A 15,653-nucleotide genomic window follows, 5' to 3' on the forward strand; every position below is an offset into this window, starting at 1 on the left:
GGGCGGCGGTGCGGCGGCCGCGGGCGCCGGCGGCCCGTCCAGCCGGACCAGCCGGTCGGCCGCCGCCAGCAGCGCCGGCCGGTGCGCGACCAGCAGCACGGTGCGCGCCGGATCGGCGGTCAGCACCCGGACGGCGTCCACCACGGCCGCCTCCGAGGCGCCGTCCAGGCCGGCGGTCGGTTCGTCCAGCAGCACCAGCGGCCGGTCGTCGGCGAGCAGCACCCGGGCGAGCGCCAGCCGCTGGCGCTGGCCCGCCGACAGGCCGGCGCCGTCCTCCCCGAGCACGGTGGCGAGCCCGTGCGGCAGCCGCCGCACGAAGTCCCGCGCGTGCGCGGACTCCAGCGCCGCCCACAGCTCGTCCTCGCCGGCGCCGGGCCGGTAGAGCCGCAGGTTCTCGGCGACGGTGCCGGCGAACAGGTGCGGGTGCTGCGGCACCCACGCGATCTGCCGGCGCCAGCTCGCCGGCTCCAGCTCGTCCAGCCGGTACGTCCGCCCGTCGGCGGCGGTGATCCGGACGCTGCCCGCGTCCGGCGCGGTGAGGCCGAGCAGGACGGCGAGCAGGGTGGACTTGCCGGCCCCGCTCGGGCCGGTGAGCGCGGTGGTGGTGCCCGGCCGCAGGGTCAGCCCGGCGGCGTCCAGCGCCGGTGCGCTCCGGCCGGTGTGCAGCACGGTGAGGCCCTCGGCCTCGACGAGGGCGCCGGCGAGCGCGGGGGCGGGGGCGGTCCCGGCCGGCGGCAGCGGGGTCTCCAGCACCGCGAAGAGCTCGTCGGCCGCGGTCAGCCCCTCCACGCTGGAGTGGTACAGCGCGCCGACCTGGCGGATCGGGACGTAGACCTCGGGCGCCAGGATCAGGATCAGCAGCCCGGTCTCCAGGTCGAGCGTGCCGTCCACCAGCCGGAAGCCGATCGAGACCGCGACCAGCGCCACCGACAGGGTGGAGAGCAGCTCCAGGGCGAACGAGGAGATGAAGGCGATCCGCAGGGTGCGCAGGGTCGCCCGGCGGTAGTCGGCGGTGATCCTGGCGACGGTGGCGGCCTGGGTACGGGCCCGGTTGAACACCTTGAGCGTGGGCAGGCCGGCGACCACGTCCAGGAAGTGGTGCGAGAGCCGGGAGAGGGTCTCCCACTGCCGGTCCATCCGGCTCTGGGTGGCCATCCCGATCAGCGCCATGAAGAGCGGGATCAGCGGCAGCGTCCCGGCGATGATCGCGGCCGAGGTGAGGTCGGCGCCGACGACCCGCAGCAGCACGATCACCGGGACGACCACCGCGAGCGCCAGCTGCGGCAGGTAGCGGGCGAAGTAGTCGTCGAGCGCGTCGACGCCCCGGGTGGCGAGGGTGGTGAGTTCGCCGGTGCGCCGGCCCGCCAGGTGGGCCGGGCCGAGCGCGGTGGCGTGGTCGAGCAGCCGGCGCCGCAGGGTGGACTTCACCCGGGCCACCGAGCGGTGCGCGGTGAGTTCGGTGAGCCAGCCGACCAGCCCGCGGCCGACCGCCGTCAGCGCCAGCCAGAGCAGCGGCGCGGTCAGCTCGTCGAGGCCGGCCCGCTGCTGGAAGCCGCGGACGACGATCTCGGCGATCAGGCTCGCCTGGGCGACCACCAGGGCCGCCCCCGCCCCGCCGAGCAGGACCGATCCGGCGAGGAAGGCGCGGGTGGTGCGGGCGTACCCGAGCAGTCGGGGGTCGACGGGCTTCACGGCTCAGCCCTGGTCGAGCGCGGCGGCCGGGTCGTGCCCGGGGATGTGCTGGACGCCGATCCGCTTGCGGAAGACCCAGTACGTCCAGCCCTGGTAGAGCAGTACGAGCGGGGTGAAGACGGCCGCGACGATCGTCATCAGCTTCAGCGTGTACGGCGAGGAGGCGGCGTTGGTGACGGTCAGGCTCCACTCCGGGTTCAGGGTGGACGGCATCACGTCCGGGAACAGCGAGAGGAAGAGCATCGCGACCGCGGCCACGATGGTCGCTCCGGAGAGGACGAACGCCCAGCCCTCGCGTGCCAGTTGGTTGGCCACCAGGGCGCCGGCCAGGGCCAGCACCGCGACGGCCAGGACGGCGAGGCTCCAGCCGTTGCCGTGGTCGGCCTGGGTCCAGAGCAGGAAGGCCAGTGCCAGCACCGCCGTCACCAGGCCGAGTCGCAGCGCCAGGGCACGGGCCCGGTCGCGGATCTCCCCGACCGTCTTCAGCGCGGCGAACACCGCGCCGTGGAAGGTGAAGAGGGTGAGCGTGACCAGTCCGCCGAGCAGCGCGTACGGGTTCAGCAGGTCCCAGAAGCCGCCGACGACGTTCTTCTGCGCGTCGATGTCGACGCCGCGGACGATGTTGGCGAAGGCCACGCCCCAGAGGAAGGCCGGGAGCAGTGACGTCCAGAAGATGGCCTCCTCCCAGTTCCGCTGCCAGCGCGCGTCGGAGCGCTTGGCCCGGTACTCGAAGGCGACCCCGCGCACGATCAGGCAGACCAGGATCACCAGCAGCGGGATGTAGAAGCCGCTGAACAGCGTCGCGTACCAGTCCGGGAAGGCCGCGAAGGTGGCGCCGCCGGCGGTGAGCAGCCAGACCTCGTTGCCGTCCCAGACCGGTCCGATGGTGTTGATCAGCACCCGCCGCTCGGCGGTGGAGCGGGCCAGCGGCTTGGTGAGGATGCCGATGCCGAAGTCGAAGCCCTCAAGGAAGAAGTAGCCGATCCACAGGACGGCGATCAGGACGAACCAGACGTCGTGGAGTTGCATGTCGGATCCTCAGTAGTCCTCGGTAGTCCGTAGTCCGCGGTGGGCTCGGGCGGGGGATCAAGGCTCGGGGCTCGGGGCTCAGTAGGCGAAGGCGAGCGGCTTGTCCGCGTCCTCGTCCGGGGACGGGCCGCGCAGCGTCGGGTCCTCGGTGGGCGGCCGCTCGGAGGTGACCGGCCCGGCCTTGGCGTACTTGACCAGCAGCCGCACCTCGATGACGGCGAGGATCGCGTACAGCACGGTGAAGGTGGTCAGGGCCCCGATCTGGGTCCCGATGCCGACGTTGGGCGACACCGCGCTCGCGGTGGTCATCAGCCCGAAGACGGCCCACGGCTGGCGGCCCATCTCGGTGAAGACCCAGCCGAAGCTGTTGGCGATCAGCGGGAACCCCATGGTGAGGATGCCGATCCGCCAGCTCCACTTGGTGAGGAACGGGCCGAGCTCGCGCTTCGGCAGCAGCATCAGTCTCGGCACCTCGGTGTCGCCGGTGCGGAACTCCGGTGCCAGCAGCCACTTCCGCCGGGTGGTCCAGAGCCCGATCACCCCCGCCACGAAGGAGGTCATCCCGAAGCCGATCATGAGGCGGAAGCCCCAGTAGGTGACGAAGATGCTCGGGATGTAGTCCTTCGGGTCCCCGCCGTACCGGGCGGCCTCGGCGTCGGCGGTGTCGTTGATGCCGGGGACGGAGGAGCTGAAGTCGCTGTTGGCGAGGAAGGAGAGTATCCCGGGGATCTCCAGCTCGACCGAGTTGCGGCCCTTGCCGACGTCGCCGACCGCGAAGACCGAGAACGGCGCCGGGGCCTGGCTGTCCCAGAGCGCCTCGGCGGCGGCCATCTTCATCGGCTGCTGGCGGAACATCACCTTGGCGAGCGAGTCGCCGCTGAGGGCGGTTCCGAGACCGAAGACCACCGCGAGGACCAGGCCGAGCCGCAGCGAGGTCCGCATCACCGCGACCCGCTTGGGGTCGGCGGCCTCCGGCCGGCGCTTGGCCTTCCAGAGGTGGAAGGAGGCGATGCCGACCATGAAGGCCGCGCCGGTGAGGAAGGCGGCGGTCAGGGTGTGCAGGACGACGGTGACGGTGGTGTCCTGGAACAGCACCCGGGCGATGTCGGTGAGCTGCGCCTTCCCGGTGGCCGGGTCGACCGAGTAGCCGACCGGGTGCTGCATCCAGGAGTTGGCCGCCAGGATGAAGTAGGCGGAGAGCACGGTGCCGAGCGAGACCATCCACATGCAGGCGCAGTGCAGCTTCCTCGGCAGCTTGTCCCAGCCGAAGATCCAGAGCCCGATGAAGGTCGACTCGAAGAAGAAGGCGATCAGCGCCTCCATCGCGAGCGGGGCGCCGAAGACGTCACCGACGAAGCGGGAGTAGTCCGACCAGTTCATCCCGAACTGGAACTCCTGGACGATGCCGGTGACCACGCCCATCGCGATGTTGATCAGGAAGAGCTTCCCCCAGAACTTCGTGGCGTGGAAGTACTTCTCCTTGTCCGTCCGGACCCAGGCGGTCTCCAGTCCGGCCACGATGGCGGCCAGGCTGATGGTGAGCGGTACGAAGAGGAAGTGGTAGACGGTGGTGATGCCGAATTGCCAACGCGCGATGGTTTCGTGAGCGATTGCCAGTTCCACGTCGCCCTCTCTCCGACCCGACCTCGAAGGTCACTTTCCGGACAAACTTCATCTATAGCTGTAGACCGCTGCGCACCCGTGCAAGCTTGTCCGCTTGTGAACGTGAACACGTTCACAAGGGCCAGTATCCATCATGCTTACGAGTGGTTTGCAGGCGGGGTGGGATTGACCGGCGATGCCGTGCGCACAGTCTGCGGACCGGCCCTGGCCTGCCACAACGAGCGCCCGGGCGACTCACGGAACGATCTTGGACGATCCGGCGCTTGACATTCGGCCCATCGCCGCGGCACGCGCGACCGTGCCCGGCCGGGTGGTGACCCGGCCGGGCACGGGCCCGGCGTCTAGCGGTTGCCGTAGGGGCGGGTGATGATCTCCATGCCGTGGCCGGCCGGGTCGAAGAAGTACAGCCCCCGGCCGCCGTGGTGGCGGTTGATCTCGCCGGGCAGCTTCAACTGCGGGTCGGCGTAGTAGGCGATGCCGCCCGCCTCGATCCGGGCGAAGGCGGCGTCGAACTCCTCGTCGGAGACGAGGAAGGCGTAGTGCTGCGGGGCGATCGCCTCCGCCGGGACGGACGCGAAGTCGAGGGTCACCCCGTTGCCCGTGGCGACCGGGACGAACGGCCCCCAGGCCGTCCCGACCTCAAGGCCGAGGACGGCCGCCAGGAAGGCGGCGGATTCCCGGTTGTCCCGGGCGTGAACGATGGTGTGATCGAGCTGGATTGTCATGCTTCGAATGCCTCCGTAAGGCACTCACGGGCTACCTCCATGCCTCACCCGGACGGTGACCGACACGCGATGCCGTACCGGAATCCTAGGCCGCGGCGGCACCCGCCGACCAGCCCCCGCCGGACCGGTCGGACCGGTTGGACCGGTTGGACCGGTCGGACCGGTCGGACCGGTCGGACCGGTCGGACCGTCATACCGCTGCGCTCACGCGGGGATCACGGCCGGACGGGCGCCGCCAGTGCCGCCAGCTCCGCCAGGTCCTCGGCGCCCAGCCGCAGCGAGGCGGCCGCGATGTTCTCCTCCAGATGGACCGGCGAGGAGGTGCCCGGGATGGCCAGGATCGAGGGGGAGACCGCCAGCAGCCAGGCCACCATCACCTGCGCCCGGGTGGCGCCGTGCCGCTCGGCCACCCGCTGGAGCGCCGGGTCCTCGGGCACCCCGGAGCCGCCGAGCGGGAAGAACGGCACGAAGGCGATGCCCCGCGCGGTGCAGTCCGCCAGCAGCGCCGCGTCCTCCGCCGAGTGCTCCAGCACGCTGAACCGGTTCTGCACGGCGGTCACCGGTGCGATCGCCTCGGCCTCGGCGAGCTGGGCCGCGTCCACGTTGCTGACCCCGAGGTGCCGGATCAGCCCCTCCTCCCGCAGCTCCGCCAGCGCCGCGAAGGACGTCGCGATCGACCGCAGGCTGGGCATCCGCCGCAGGTAGACCAGGTCGAGCCGGTCCACCCCCAGCTCACGCAGGTTGCGGTGGACGGCCGCGCGCAGCTCCGCCGGACCGGCCGGCTCCAGCCAGCTGCCGTCGGGGTTGCGGCCGGGGCCCACCTTGGTGGCGATCACCAGGCCGTCGCGGTACGGGTGCAGGGCCTCGCGGATCAGGCCGTTCGCCGAGACGTCCTCGTGGAAGTAGAACCAGGCGGTGTCGATGTGGTCGACACCGAGCTCGACCGCCCGGCGCAGCACGGCGAGGCTCCGCACGGGGTCGCAGGCCGGGCCGTCCCAGTCGCGGGCGGGCAGCTTCATCGCGCCGAAGCCCATCCGGGCGATCGGCAGGTCGCCGCCGAGCAGGAGGGAGCCGGCGGCCGAGGCGTGGGAGGTGGTCGTCATGTCGGTAAGCCTCCGCCCGGCTCGCCCGTCGCCCGACCGATCTGGCATGTTGCTGCCATGAGCACCGACCCGATCATCACCCTGCACGGCGAGCGGGAGCTCGTCCAGCGGGCCGGCCACCTCTTCGTCGCCTCGCGTGAGGAGTTCCTGGTCGCCGCCACCGACCTGCTGACCTGGTCGTCGGGCGTCAACGCCGCCTTCGCGGAGGGCAAGCGGCCGCACCTCGTCCCCGGGCTCACCATGCGCAAGCTGTACACCCGGCGCGCCCTGGCCGATCCGGAGTCGCACCGGCGGCTGGAGAGGATCGCCGGCACCGGCATCGAGGTCCGGATCAGCGACGGACCGCTCGCGCGCGAGGCGATCATCATCGACCGGCGCACCGCGATCCTGGCCGGCGCCCCGGTGCGGGGCGTGCGGACGTACACCGTGGTGCGGTCGCCGGAGGTCGTCGACGGCGTGCGCTCGCTGTTCCGCGCCGCCTGGGAGACCGCCACCGACCTCGCCGACTGCGCCCGGCCGCCGCACCTCACCGAGCAGGCCCGGCAGATCCTGAGCGCCCTCGCGACCGGCCACACCGACGAGACCGGCGCCCGCCTGCTCGGCCTCTCGCTGCGCACCTACCGCCGCCGGGTCGCCGACCTGATGATGACCCTCGGCGCCACCTCCCGCTTCCAGGCCGGCCTGCTCGCCCGGGAACTGCTGGAGGACGGCGTCACCCCCGCCGCCCGCCGGTGATCTCCGGCCCGATCACGAACCCCTTCGCCGGCCCCTCCGGCACGAACGCCTCCTCCCCGTACGGCGTCCGGACCGAACGGGCGTAGGCACCGCGCTCGATGTCGGGGCCGGTCAGGACGGTGACGGCGCCGCCTTCGTCGAAGTCGTCGATGATCACGTAGATCGGGATGCCGGCGCTCGCGTAGGCGCGGTGCTTGAGGACCACGTCCCGTCGGCGGTTCCTGCTTCCGGGTGACACCGTCTCGACCACCAACGCGAGACCTGAGGCGAGTACGCCCAACCCTTCAGGGTGCTCGATCTCCTCCAGGTCATCGGGGGCGACGAAGACATCGGGGACCATCACCCTCAAACCGTGGATGACGTTACCGTCGTTCGCGGGGGCCCAGCCGGTACCTCGCAACTGGTCGTGCAGCGCCAACAGCACCCGGCGGTTGATCGTCAGGTGGCGGGTCCCGCCAGTGGGCGACATCTCGATGGCTCCCTCGATGATCTCCGCCCTGAAGCCCTCAGGGACGTCCATCTCCTTCCACACCTGCCACAGCGCCTGGTCCAGGTCCACGACGGTCTCCTCGGCTACGAGCGCGGTCATTGAGACACCTCTTCCCGTCCAGTGTGGTCGGCTCGCGCGATCCGCATCAAGCCGCAGCCGTACGGTCGCACACGACCGGAGACCGGGCGGAGAGAACCAGGCCGGTTCACCCGAACGGGCGGTTTCAGCGCTGGTGGGGGATCTCCACGCGGAAGGTGGCGCCGGTGCCGGGGGCGCTGTGGAGGGTGAGGGTGCCGCCGTGAGCGTGGGTGAGCGCGGTGGCGATGGCGAGGCCGAGGCCGGCGCCGCCGCCGTCGTGGCGGCTGCGCGAGGCGTCCACCCGGTAGAAGCGGTGGAACACCCGGACGGCCTGCTCCTCGGTGAGGCCGGGACCGGAGTCGGCGACCTCCAGCAGGCAGAGGCCCTCGGCGGTGCCGACGCCGATCCGCACCGGCGTCCCGGGCGGGGTGTGCTTGACGGCGTTGCCGACCAGGTTGGTGACCACCTGACGCAGCCTCGCCTCGTCGCCGAGCACCGGTGCGGGGCCGGGCGCGCCGGTGCCGGACGGACCGGTGAGGGCGACCGGGCGGGACGGGTCGAGGGCGGTGAGGTCGTGCAGGGCGTCCGCCGCGAGGGTGCGCAGGTCCATCGGCGCGAGGTCGAGCGGGCGTTCCTCGTCGAGCCGGGCGAGCACCAGCAGGTCCTCGACCAGGGCGCCCATCCGGACGGCCTCGCTCTCGATCCGGAACATCGTCCGCTGGACGTCCGCCTCGGTGGGCAGCGCCCCCATCCGGTACAGCTCGGCGAAACCGCGGATGCCGGCCAGCGGGGTCCGCAGCTCGTGCGAGGCGTCGGCGACGAACCGCCGCATCCGTGCCTCGGACTCGGCCCGGGCGGCGAACGCGGCCTCGATCTGGGTGAGCATCGCGTTGAGGGCGGCGGACAGCCGGCCGACCTCGGTGCGGGTGGCGAGCTCGGGCATCCGGTGCGACAGCTCGCCGGAGGCGATCCGCTCGGCACCCTCCTCGATCCGGCGCAGCGGCCGCATCCCGGCCCGGACGGCGAAGAAGCCGAGGGCCGCGATCAGCACCAGCACCGCGCCGCCGATCGCCAGGAAGGAGGTGCGCAGCCGGGCGACGGTGGCGTCGATGTCCTCCCGGGAGACCGCGACCATCAGGTACGCGGGGGTGGGGGTCGGCACGGCGAAGGCGCTGGGGGGAGCGGGGCCGAGGGCGGGCGGCCGCTGGAGGGGCAGGACGAGCGTGCGCCAGCTGCGCTGGCCGCGCTGGTCGGGCAGGTCGAACGGGGTGTCCGGGGCGGCGGCCGCCGGGTCGAGACCGGCCAGCTGCGGCGCCGGGTCGTTCTCGGAGACCGGCTGGCGGACCACCTGCTGGACCTTGCCGTCCGCCGAGAGGTACTGGACCAGGTACTGGCTGGGCAGCGCCGCCGCGGGCCGCCTCCCGCCGACCGAGGGCTGCCGGCTCTCCGGCCAGGTCGTCCGGCCGGGGGCGCGGTGCGAGAGCGGTTCGGCGAAGCGCTGCAACTGGTCGTCGAGCCGCTCCACCAGCTGCATCCGGACGGTGCCGAGCACGACGGCGTCACTGACCGCGAGCCCGGTGGTGACCAGGGCGAGGACGAGGACGAGCAGCCGGACGCGCAGCGAGAAGCGGGGGAACACGGGGGGCGGTCAGCTCTGCGGCGGCCGGCGCAGCGCGTAGCCGATGCCGCGGACGGTGTGGATCAGCTTGGGACCGTGCGCGGGGCCGGAGTCGAGCTTGCGGCGCAGGTAGGAGATGTAGGACTCGACGATGGAGAGGTCCCCGCCGAAGTCGTAGGCCCAGACGTGGTCGAGGATCTGCGCCTTGGAGACCACCCGGCCGACGTTGGCCATCAGGTAGTGCAGCAGCTTGAACTCGGTCGGCGAGAGCGCGACCGGGGTGCCGCCGCGGGTCACCTCGTGGGCGATCGGGTCCAGCGTGAGGTCGGCGACGACCAGCCGGCCGTCCTCGGCGGGGCCGCCGGCCCGGCGCAGGATGGCCCGGATCCGGGCGATCAGCTCCTCCAGGCTGAACGGCTTGGTGACGTAGTCGTCCGCGCCGGCGGCCAGGCCCTGGACCTTGTCGCCGACGCCGTCCTTGGCGGTCAGGAAGAGCACCGGCAGGTGGTCGCCGGGGTGGCCGTGGGCGGGCCCGGCTATCTGGCCCCGGGTGGTCTGCTCGCGCAGCCGCTCGACCACGGTGAAGCCGTCCAGGTCGGGCAGCATCACGTCGAGGACGACGAGGTCGGGGCGTTCGACGGCGATCAGTTCGAGCGCCTCGGTACCGCTGGCGGCGGAGGCGACCCGGAAGCCGGAGAAGCGCAGGGAGGCGGAGAGCAGCTCCCGGATGTTGGGCTCGTCGTCGACGACGAGGAGGAACGCCTCGCCCGGGCCGCCGGCCACGGCGGAGCTGCCAGGTGTGGACACAGTGCCTTGCACGGGGGTTCCGCCTCCCGGTCGGACGATGGCGTTCAGCTTGAGGCTAGCCCGGGGAGGCTATGCGCCGTCGATGAATGTTGGATTAACACCTTAGCGGGCGGATTTGGGCGAACGAGCCCGCACGGTCGGGCTGGATGGTGTGCGTACGAGCCGGTGGACAGGGCGGAGGCGCCGCGCGGCCGGGGCGCGGAGCCGTTCCCGGGCCGGAGGCCGGGCGGTTCCGGACCGGGGCGGTCGGTTCCCGGCCGGAGGCCGGGCGGTTCCCGGCTGGAGGCCGGGCGGTTCCCGGCCGGTGAAGACCGCGCGTGACCCAGGGTACGGACTCACCGCGCGGGCGGCTGGGGGCTGCGGGGTCAGCCGCCAGGCCCCCTCCCACCCGTGGACGGGCTAGGAGGGAGGCTTCTGGGTCTGGTTCTGGGTCCCCCGGCCACCGGCGCCGCCGCCGAAGCCGCCCGCGCCGCCCGCGCCGAAGCCGGCGGCGCCCTCGACGAGCTGGGTGGCGGCGTACCCGCCGTCGGCGCCCGGGGTGCCGACCACGGTGACGCTCTGACCGGGCTGCAGGTCGGTGACCTTGCCCTCCTTGTTGAGCTGGACCTTGGTGGCGTCGCCGGTGGTCACCTTGACGGTGTTGCCGTTGGCGTCGGTCAGGTAGACGGTGGTGCCGTCGACGGCCTTGACGGTGCCCCGGGTGAAGCCGCCCTGCGCGCCCTGGCCACCGCCCTGGCCACCGCCCTGACCGGCGCCCTGACCGGCGCCCTGGCCGCCCCGGCGGGTGCCGTTCTGCCCGCCCCCGAAGCCGGAGGCCGCCGCCCGGGGCTGCTGCCCCGCCGCCGCCGACTTGCCGGAGCCGGTGGAGCCGTGGCCCTGCTGGTACCAGACGCCGCCCGCGAAGGCCGCCGTGGCGAGCACGGCGCCGGCCAGGACGAGGGTCGGCCACGGCAGCCGGCGGCGCGGTGGCGCGGCCAGCTCGGCGGTGACGTCCCGGGCGTCCGGCGCGGTGGAGAGCAGGACCACCTGCTCGGCGGGGGTGCGCGGCTCGATCTCGTTGCTCATGGTCTGCGGGTCCTTGGTCACTCGTGGCGGAGGGCGTCGATCGGGCGCAGCGAGGCGGCCCGGTTGGCGGGGTAGCTGCCGAAGAACAGGCCGATGGCGACGGCGATGCCGAACGCGCCGAGCACCGACTCGGGGATCACCACCGGCTTGATGCCGACGACGGAGAAGTGCGATCCGGCGAGCCCGGCCAGCACCCCGAGTCCGGCCCCGATCACCGACAGCAGGGTGGACTCGACGAGGAACTGCCCGAGGATCGCCACGCGCGGGGCGCCGAGCGCCTTGCGGATGCCGATCTCCCTGGTCCGCTCGGTGACGGTGACCAGCATGATGTTGGTGATGCCGATCCCGCCGACCAGCAGCGAGATCGCGGCCACCGCGCCGAGCAGCACGGTGAAGGTCTTGGTGGTCGACTCCCGGGCCGTGAGCAGCGAGGCCTGGTTGCCGATCCGGAAGTCCGCCTTGGTCGGGTCGGCGATCGCGTGGGTGCCGAGCAGCACCCGGGTGACCTCGGCCTGGGCGGCCGTGGTGGTCTCGGCGGAGGTGGCCTGCACCAGGATCTGGCTGACCGGGCCGAAGCCGGTGAAGGCGTTCTGCACGGTCGGCAGCGGCGCGATCACCACGTCGTCCGGATCGGTGAAGCCGGTGCCGCCCTTGGCCTGGAGCACGCCGACCACGGTGAGCGGGGTGCCGCCGACGGTGATCGCCCTGCCGACCGGGTCGGTGGTGGCGAACAGCTGCTTGGCGGTGGCGGCGCCGAGCACCGCGACCTTGCGGGAGCCGAGCACGTCGTCGGCCGTGAAGTACTCGCCCCGGCCGATCTTCAGGTTGGCGGTCTCGAAGTACGCGGGGTAGGTGCCGACGATCGAGCCGGGGCTGTAGGAGATGTCCCCGTACAGCGCGGTGCCGCTGGCGGTGACCACCGGCGCGACGGACTTGATCGAGGTCGCCTCCGGGTCGCTCGCCAGTGCCCTGGCGTCGGCGACCGTGAGCTTCTTGGCGGTGGAGGCGGTGCGCGAGCCGCCGAAGGAGGACCCGGCGGTGACCGTCAGCGAGTTGGTGCCGAGCGAGGTGATCGACTCCTTGACCGCCACCGAGGAGCCGTTGCCGACCGCGAGCAGCAGGATCACCGAGGCCACGCCGATCAGCACGCCCAGCATGGTCAGGGCGGACCGCACCTTGTTGGCGGCCAGGCCGCCGACGGCGAACCGGAGCATCTGCCAGAGGATCATGCGAGCACCCCCTGGAGGTCGGCGGCCGCGAGCAGGGCGGGCGGCGGACCCTCCACCGGAGCCTGCCGGACGTCGCTGACGACCGCGCCGTCGACCAACCGGATCACCCGCTTCGCGTGCAGGGCGACCTCGTCCTCGTGGGTGATCAGCACCACCGTGCGGCCGGTCGCGTTGAGGCCGTCGATCAGGGCCAGCACCTCGTCGGTGGAGCGGCTGTCCAGGTTGCCGGTGGGCTCGTCGGCGAGCAGCATCGCGGGCGCGGTGACCAGCGCCCGGGCCACCGCGACGCGCTGCTGCTGGCCGCCGGAGAGCTCGCCCGGCCGGTGCCCGGAGCGCTCGGCGAGGCCGACCAGGGAGAGCGCGGCCAGCGCCCGGCGCCGGCGCTCGGCGCTGCGCACGCCCGCGTAGGCGAGCGGCAGCTCGACCTGGGCGAGCGCGGTGGTGCGGGGGACGAGGTTGAAGGACTGGAAGACGAAACCGATCTTGCGGTTGCGGACCAGCGAGAGCTGCTGCTCGTCCAGGTGGCCGACGTCGATGCCGTCGAGCAGGTAGCGGCCGGCGGTCGGCACGTCCAGGCAGCCGAGGATGTTCATCAGGGTGGACTTGCCGGAGCCCGAACTGCCCATCACCGCGACGAAGTCGCCCTGCTCGATGTCCAGGTCGACGCCCAGCGGCTCGCCGGTGGCCGGGTGGGACGGGCCGCGCAGCGCGTGCACGGTGGCGTCGCCGTGGCCGTAGGACTTGGTGAGCCGGCGGATCTGGATGACCGGGGGCGCCGCTGCGGTGCCCTGGGGCGCGGGAGCGGTCCTGCGCCCCATCAGCGGTTCCCGCCCCGGCCGGTGCCGCCGCCGGCGGCCGCGCCGACGCCTGCCACGCCGGCCGCGCCGCCGGCTCCCGTGCCGCCGCGGTTGCCCTGGCCACCGGTCAGGCCCGGGAAGGATCCGTTCGGGAAGCCGTTGGTCCCGCTGGTGGTGGAGAGTTCGACCTTGTCGCCCTCCTTCAGCCCGGAGACCACCTGCACGGTGGTGTCGCCCTCGACGCCCACCTCGACGGTGACCCGCTCGCTGGAGCCGTCCGGCTGCACCAGGGTCGCCGTCCGGCTGGTGCCGGTGCCCGCCAGGGCGGCGGTGGGCAGCGAGAGCGCGTTGTCGGCCTCGCCGGTGACCACCGAGACGGTCGCGCTGAGGCCGGTGCGCAGCTTGCTGGTGTCGCCGGTGATCTGCAGCGTCGCCGCGTACTGGACGGCGGCCGCGCCGCCGCTGCCGCCACTGCTCACCGGCAGCGAACTGACGGACAGCACGGTGGCGTTGAGCTTGGTGTCGGACTGCGCGTTCAGCGCGACGGTGGCCGACTCGCCCTTCTTGAGCTTCAGCGAGTCCAGCTCGGAGAAGTTGGCGGTGACCTGCATCCCGGTCGGGTTGGTCAGCACGATGAAGCCGCTCGGGGCGCCGGAGACGGTGGTGGTCCCGGTGGACTTGGCGGTGCTCCCGGTGCCGCTGCTCCCGGTGCCGCCGCCCAGCGTGTCGCCGACCTTGTTGGAGACGGACGCGACCGTGCCGTCCACCGAGGCGGTGAGCGTCGTACCGGCCAGCGCGGCCTGGGCGTTGGCCAGGTTGGTCTGCGCGGTGGCGACCTGCTGCTGGGCCTGGGCCACGGCCGCCTCGTCCACCTTGGTGGTGGTGATCGTGGTGGTCTGCGGGACGGGGGTGGTCTGGGGAGCGGGCGCGCTGCTCGCGCCCGCTCCCCGTTCCCCGCCACCGGTGCCGCCACCGGTGGAGTCGTTGGACGAGCCGCTGGAGCCGCTGGAGGACTTGTTCGAGCTGCCCGGGATCTGCTGGGTGGTCGTGGTGGTGACACCGGCCCGCGCCTTGGTCAGGTTGGCGTTGGCCGTGGTCAGCGCCGACTGGGCGGCGTCCACCTGCTGCTGGGCCGCCGTGGTGTCGACGGTGGCCAGCACCTGTCCCTTGGTCACGGTGTCGCCCACCGCGACCTTGACGGCGGTCAGCTTCCCGCCCGTGGTGAAGTCCTGGGCGGCGTCGGTCGGCGAGGCGAGCGTGCCGGTTCCGGACACGGTGGCCAGGACCGTGCCCTTCGCCACGGTCGCGGTACGGACCTGGGCCTTGCCGGCCGCCTTCTCCGTCCCACTGTCCAACGTGGTGTACGCCAGGGCCGCGGCGCCCACCAGGGCCACGCCCAGTGCGGAGTTCAGGAGGACGGCACCACGCCGTCGCGGAAGCACCTTCATGCCGCACAGCTTCGCCGGGCGCTCTTGCGGCACCCTGTGCGCGACCTGGGAGAACCCTGACCGGCCGAATCCGGGCATTCCGCCACGCTCCCCCCGCCCCCAGCCCTCACCTTGCCCACCCCCCGCCCAACCGTTGGCCGAACTCCCAGCCCCTTCCCAGCCATCCCCAGCCATCCGGCAGCCCGGGGGGGCATGGAGCCAACCCTGGCCGCCACCGCACCGCCGCCTCAGGGGAGTCACCGCTGCGGAGTGGGAAGTCAGCCCGGCCGACTTCCCACTCCGCGGCCCGATGGACCGCACCCCGGCGACTGTCGACAGGCCGCCAGTACGCTGGGCCGATGCTGCTCCCCGCCCTCCCGCGGATCCGCCTGCGGTCCGTCGATCGGCCGGCCGTCAACACGCCGTTCGGCCCGTTGACCTTCGCCACCACCATCGGGAGCACCGGCCTCCCGCAGCTGCCCGACGAAGGCTTCGAGCTGCCGGGCGGCGGAACCCTCGCCCGCTGGAACCGGCCCGAGGCTCGCGTCGAGCTGCTGCTTGCTCCGTACGACGCCGACCTCGACCCCGAGGTCTGGGGGCCGCTGACCGGCTGCCAGGCGGCAGTCTGGCGGATCGACGCCCTCGCGCCGCTCGGTCGGGTGCGGTTCTCGGCGGGACTGCCCGTGCGACTTCCGGAGGATGCCGAAGCGGGGTGGGACGGCGGGCAGGCGCTGACAGCAATCACGGTGGAGGACAGGACGACCCGGCTCACCGTCGGCGGTCACGACGAGGAGGCGATCTGCGGTGCAGCCGACGCGGGCGAGGCACCCCGGGGGTGGGCAGCCCTGATCGACGAGGTCCACGACCGTTCCGCGAGTACGTGGGGTGTGGACGTCGACCACGACCACGGCATCTCCTGGAGGCTGCCCCCGTTGGAACCCGGCGACCACTGCGAACTGCCCGTGATCGCCGCCTGGGCCCCGGTCGCGGACCGGACCGCGAACACCTGGTACGCGGTCATGGCATCACCCACGGTGCTGCTGCGCCGGTTCACCCCCGACCCGACAAAGCGGCACGAAGATCCGGACGCGCACTGATCGCAGCCGGCGCTCTGCTGTCTCTGCGGAGTGGGGAGTGGGGGCCGCCCGCGTGACGCCCCCCGGCCCGGGTCCCCCCACCCCCAACCAAGCGCCCCCCACCCCGATCGGGAATAAGACCCCATGAAAACCAGCGGC

14 protein-coding genes are annotated in these 15,653 nt (G+C 72.8%); 2 read left to right on the forward strand and 12 right to left on the reverse strand.

Annotated elements, in window-relative coordinates:
* The 5 genes from cydD to ACFWA9_RS10945 all read right to left on the reverse strand — a co-directional run.
* Window positions 1–1,692 (reverse strand): thiol reductant ABC exporter subunit CydD (cydD, locus tag ACFWA9_RS10925; protein ID WP_380385538.1); only part of this gene is annotated, 1,692 nt, incomplete at its 3' end.
* A gap of 3 nt (window positions 1,693–1,695) precedes the next feature.
* Window positions 1,696–2,721 (reverse strand): cytochrome d ubiquinol oxidase subunit II, encoded by a 1,026-nt coding sequence (gene cydB, locus ACFWA9_RS10930; protein ID WP_380385541.1) that lies wholly within the window; start codon window positions 2,719–2,721, stop codon window positions 1,696–1,698.
* Window positions 2,722–2,799: 78 nt separating this feature from the next.
* The gene (locus ACFWA9_RS10935; protein WP_380385543.1) at window positions 2,800–4,344 is read right to left on the reverse strand and encodes a cytochrome ubiquinol oxidase subunit I; all 1,545 of its coding nucleotides are present in this window, start codon (window positions 4,342–4,344) and stop codon (window positions 2,800–2,802) included.
* Between the two features lie 341 nt (window positions 4,345–4,685).
* On the reverse strand, window positions 4,686–5,069 hold the full coding sequence (locus ACFWA9_RS10940; protein WP_352295201.1) for a VOC family protein: 384 nt from the start codon (window positions 5,067–5,069) through the stop codon (window positions 4,686–4,688).
* A gap of 215 nt (window positions 5,070–5,284) precedes the next feature.
* Entirely contained in the window at window positions 5,285–6,172 is an 888-nt protein-coding gene (locus tag ACFWA9_RS10945; protein ID WP_380385546.1) for an oxidoreductase, read from the reverse strand.
* 57 nt (window positions 6,173–6,229) lie between these two features.
* Between ACFWA9_RS10945 and ACFWA9_RS10950 the strand changes: the two genes are divergently transcribed.
* Complete coding sequence (locus tag ACFWA9_RS10950) at window positions 6,230–6,907, forward strand: DNA-binding response regulator (protein WP_380385549.1); 678 nt, start codon at window positions 6,230–6,232, stop codon at window positions 6,905–6,907.
* Here ACFWA9_RS10950 and ACFWA9_RS10955 read toward each other — a convergent pair.
* From ACFWA9_RS10955 to ACFWA9_RS10985, 7 genes are all read right to left on the reverse strand, one after another.
* Window positions 6,885–7,496, reverse strand: coding sequence for a Uma2 family endonuclease (locus ACFWA9_RS10955; RefSeq protein ID WP_380385552.1), 612 nt, complete (start codon window positions 7,494–7,496; stop codon window positions 6,885–6,887). The two genes, ACFWA9_RS10950 and ACFWA9_RS10955, sit on opposite strands and share 23 nt — an antisense overlap.
* 124 nt (window positions 7,497–7,620) lie before the next feature.
* Complete coding sequence (locus tag ACFWA9_RS10960) at window positions 7,621–9,114, reverse strand: sensor histidine kinase (RefSeq protein ID WP_380385555.1); 1,494 nt, start codon at window positions 9,112–9,114, stop codon at window positions 7,621–7,623.
* Window positions 9,115–9,123: 9 nt separating this feature from the next.
* Window positions 9,124–9,900: a response regulator transcription factor gene (locus tag ACFWA9_RS10965; RefSeq protein ID WP_329488897.1), complete on the reverse strand. Its 777-nt coding sequence runs from the start codon at window positions 9,898–9,900 to the stop codon at window positions 9,124–9,126.
* A 399-nt stretch (window positions 9,901–10,299) separates the two neighbouring features.
* Window positions 10,300–10,965, reverse strand: a complete 666-nt coding sequence (locus tag ACFWA9_RS10970; protein WP_380385558.1) for a hypothetical protein — start codon at window positions 10,963–10,965, stop codon at window positions 10,300–10,302.
* A gap of 17 nt (window positions 10,966–10,982) precedes the next feature.
* Complete coding sequence (locus ACFWA9_RS10975) at window positions 10,983–12,194, reverse strand: ABC transporter permease (protein ID WP_380385559.1); 1,212 nt, start codon at window positions 12,192–12,194, stop codon at window positions 10,983–10,985.
* Window positions 12,191–13,012: an ABC transporter ATP-binding protein gene (locus ACFWA9_RS10980; RefSeq protein ID WP_380385562.1), complete on the reverse strand. Its 822-nt coding sequence runs from the start codon at window positions 13,010–13,012 to the stop codon at window positions 12,191–12,193. The genes ACFWA9_RS10975 and ACFWA9_RS10980 overlap by 4 nt, the downstream gene beginning before the upstream one ends.
* Window positions 13,012–14,439 carry an efflux RND transporter periplasmic adaptor subunit gene (locus ACFWA9_RS10985; protein ID WP_380385564.1) on the reverse strand — a complete coding sequence of 476 codons (1,428 nt, stop codon included), beginning with the start codon at window positions 14,437–14,439 and terminating at the stop codon, window positions 13,012–13,014. Before ACFWA9_RS10985 ends, ACFWA9_RS10980 begins: the two co-directional genes overlap by 1 nt.
* Before the next feature lie 338 nt (window positions 14,440–14,777).
* On the opposite strand from ACFWA9_RS10985, the gene ACFWA9_RS10990 reads away from it, so the two are divergent.
* The gene (locus ACFWA9_RS10990) at window positions 14,778–15,515 is read left to right on the forward strand and encodes a hypothetical protein (RefSeq protein WP_380385567.1); all 738 of its coding nucleotides are present in this window, start codon (window positions 14,778–14,780) and stop codon (window positions 15,513–15,515) included.
* The last annotated feature ends 138 nt before the right edge of the window (window positions 15,516–15,653 follow it).

This window comes from Kitasatospora sp. NPDC059973 (assembly GCF_042737525.1).
In the GTDB taxonomy this organism is placed as follows: Bacteria; Actinomycetota; Actinomycetes; order Streptomycetales; family Streptomycetaceae; genus Kitasatospora.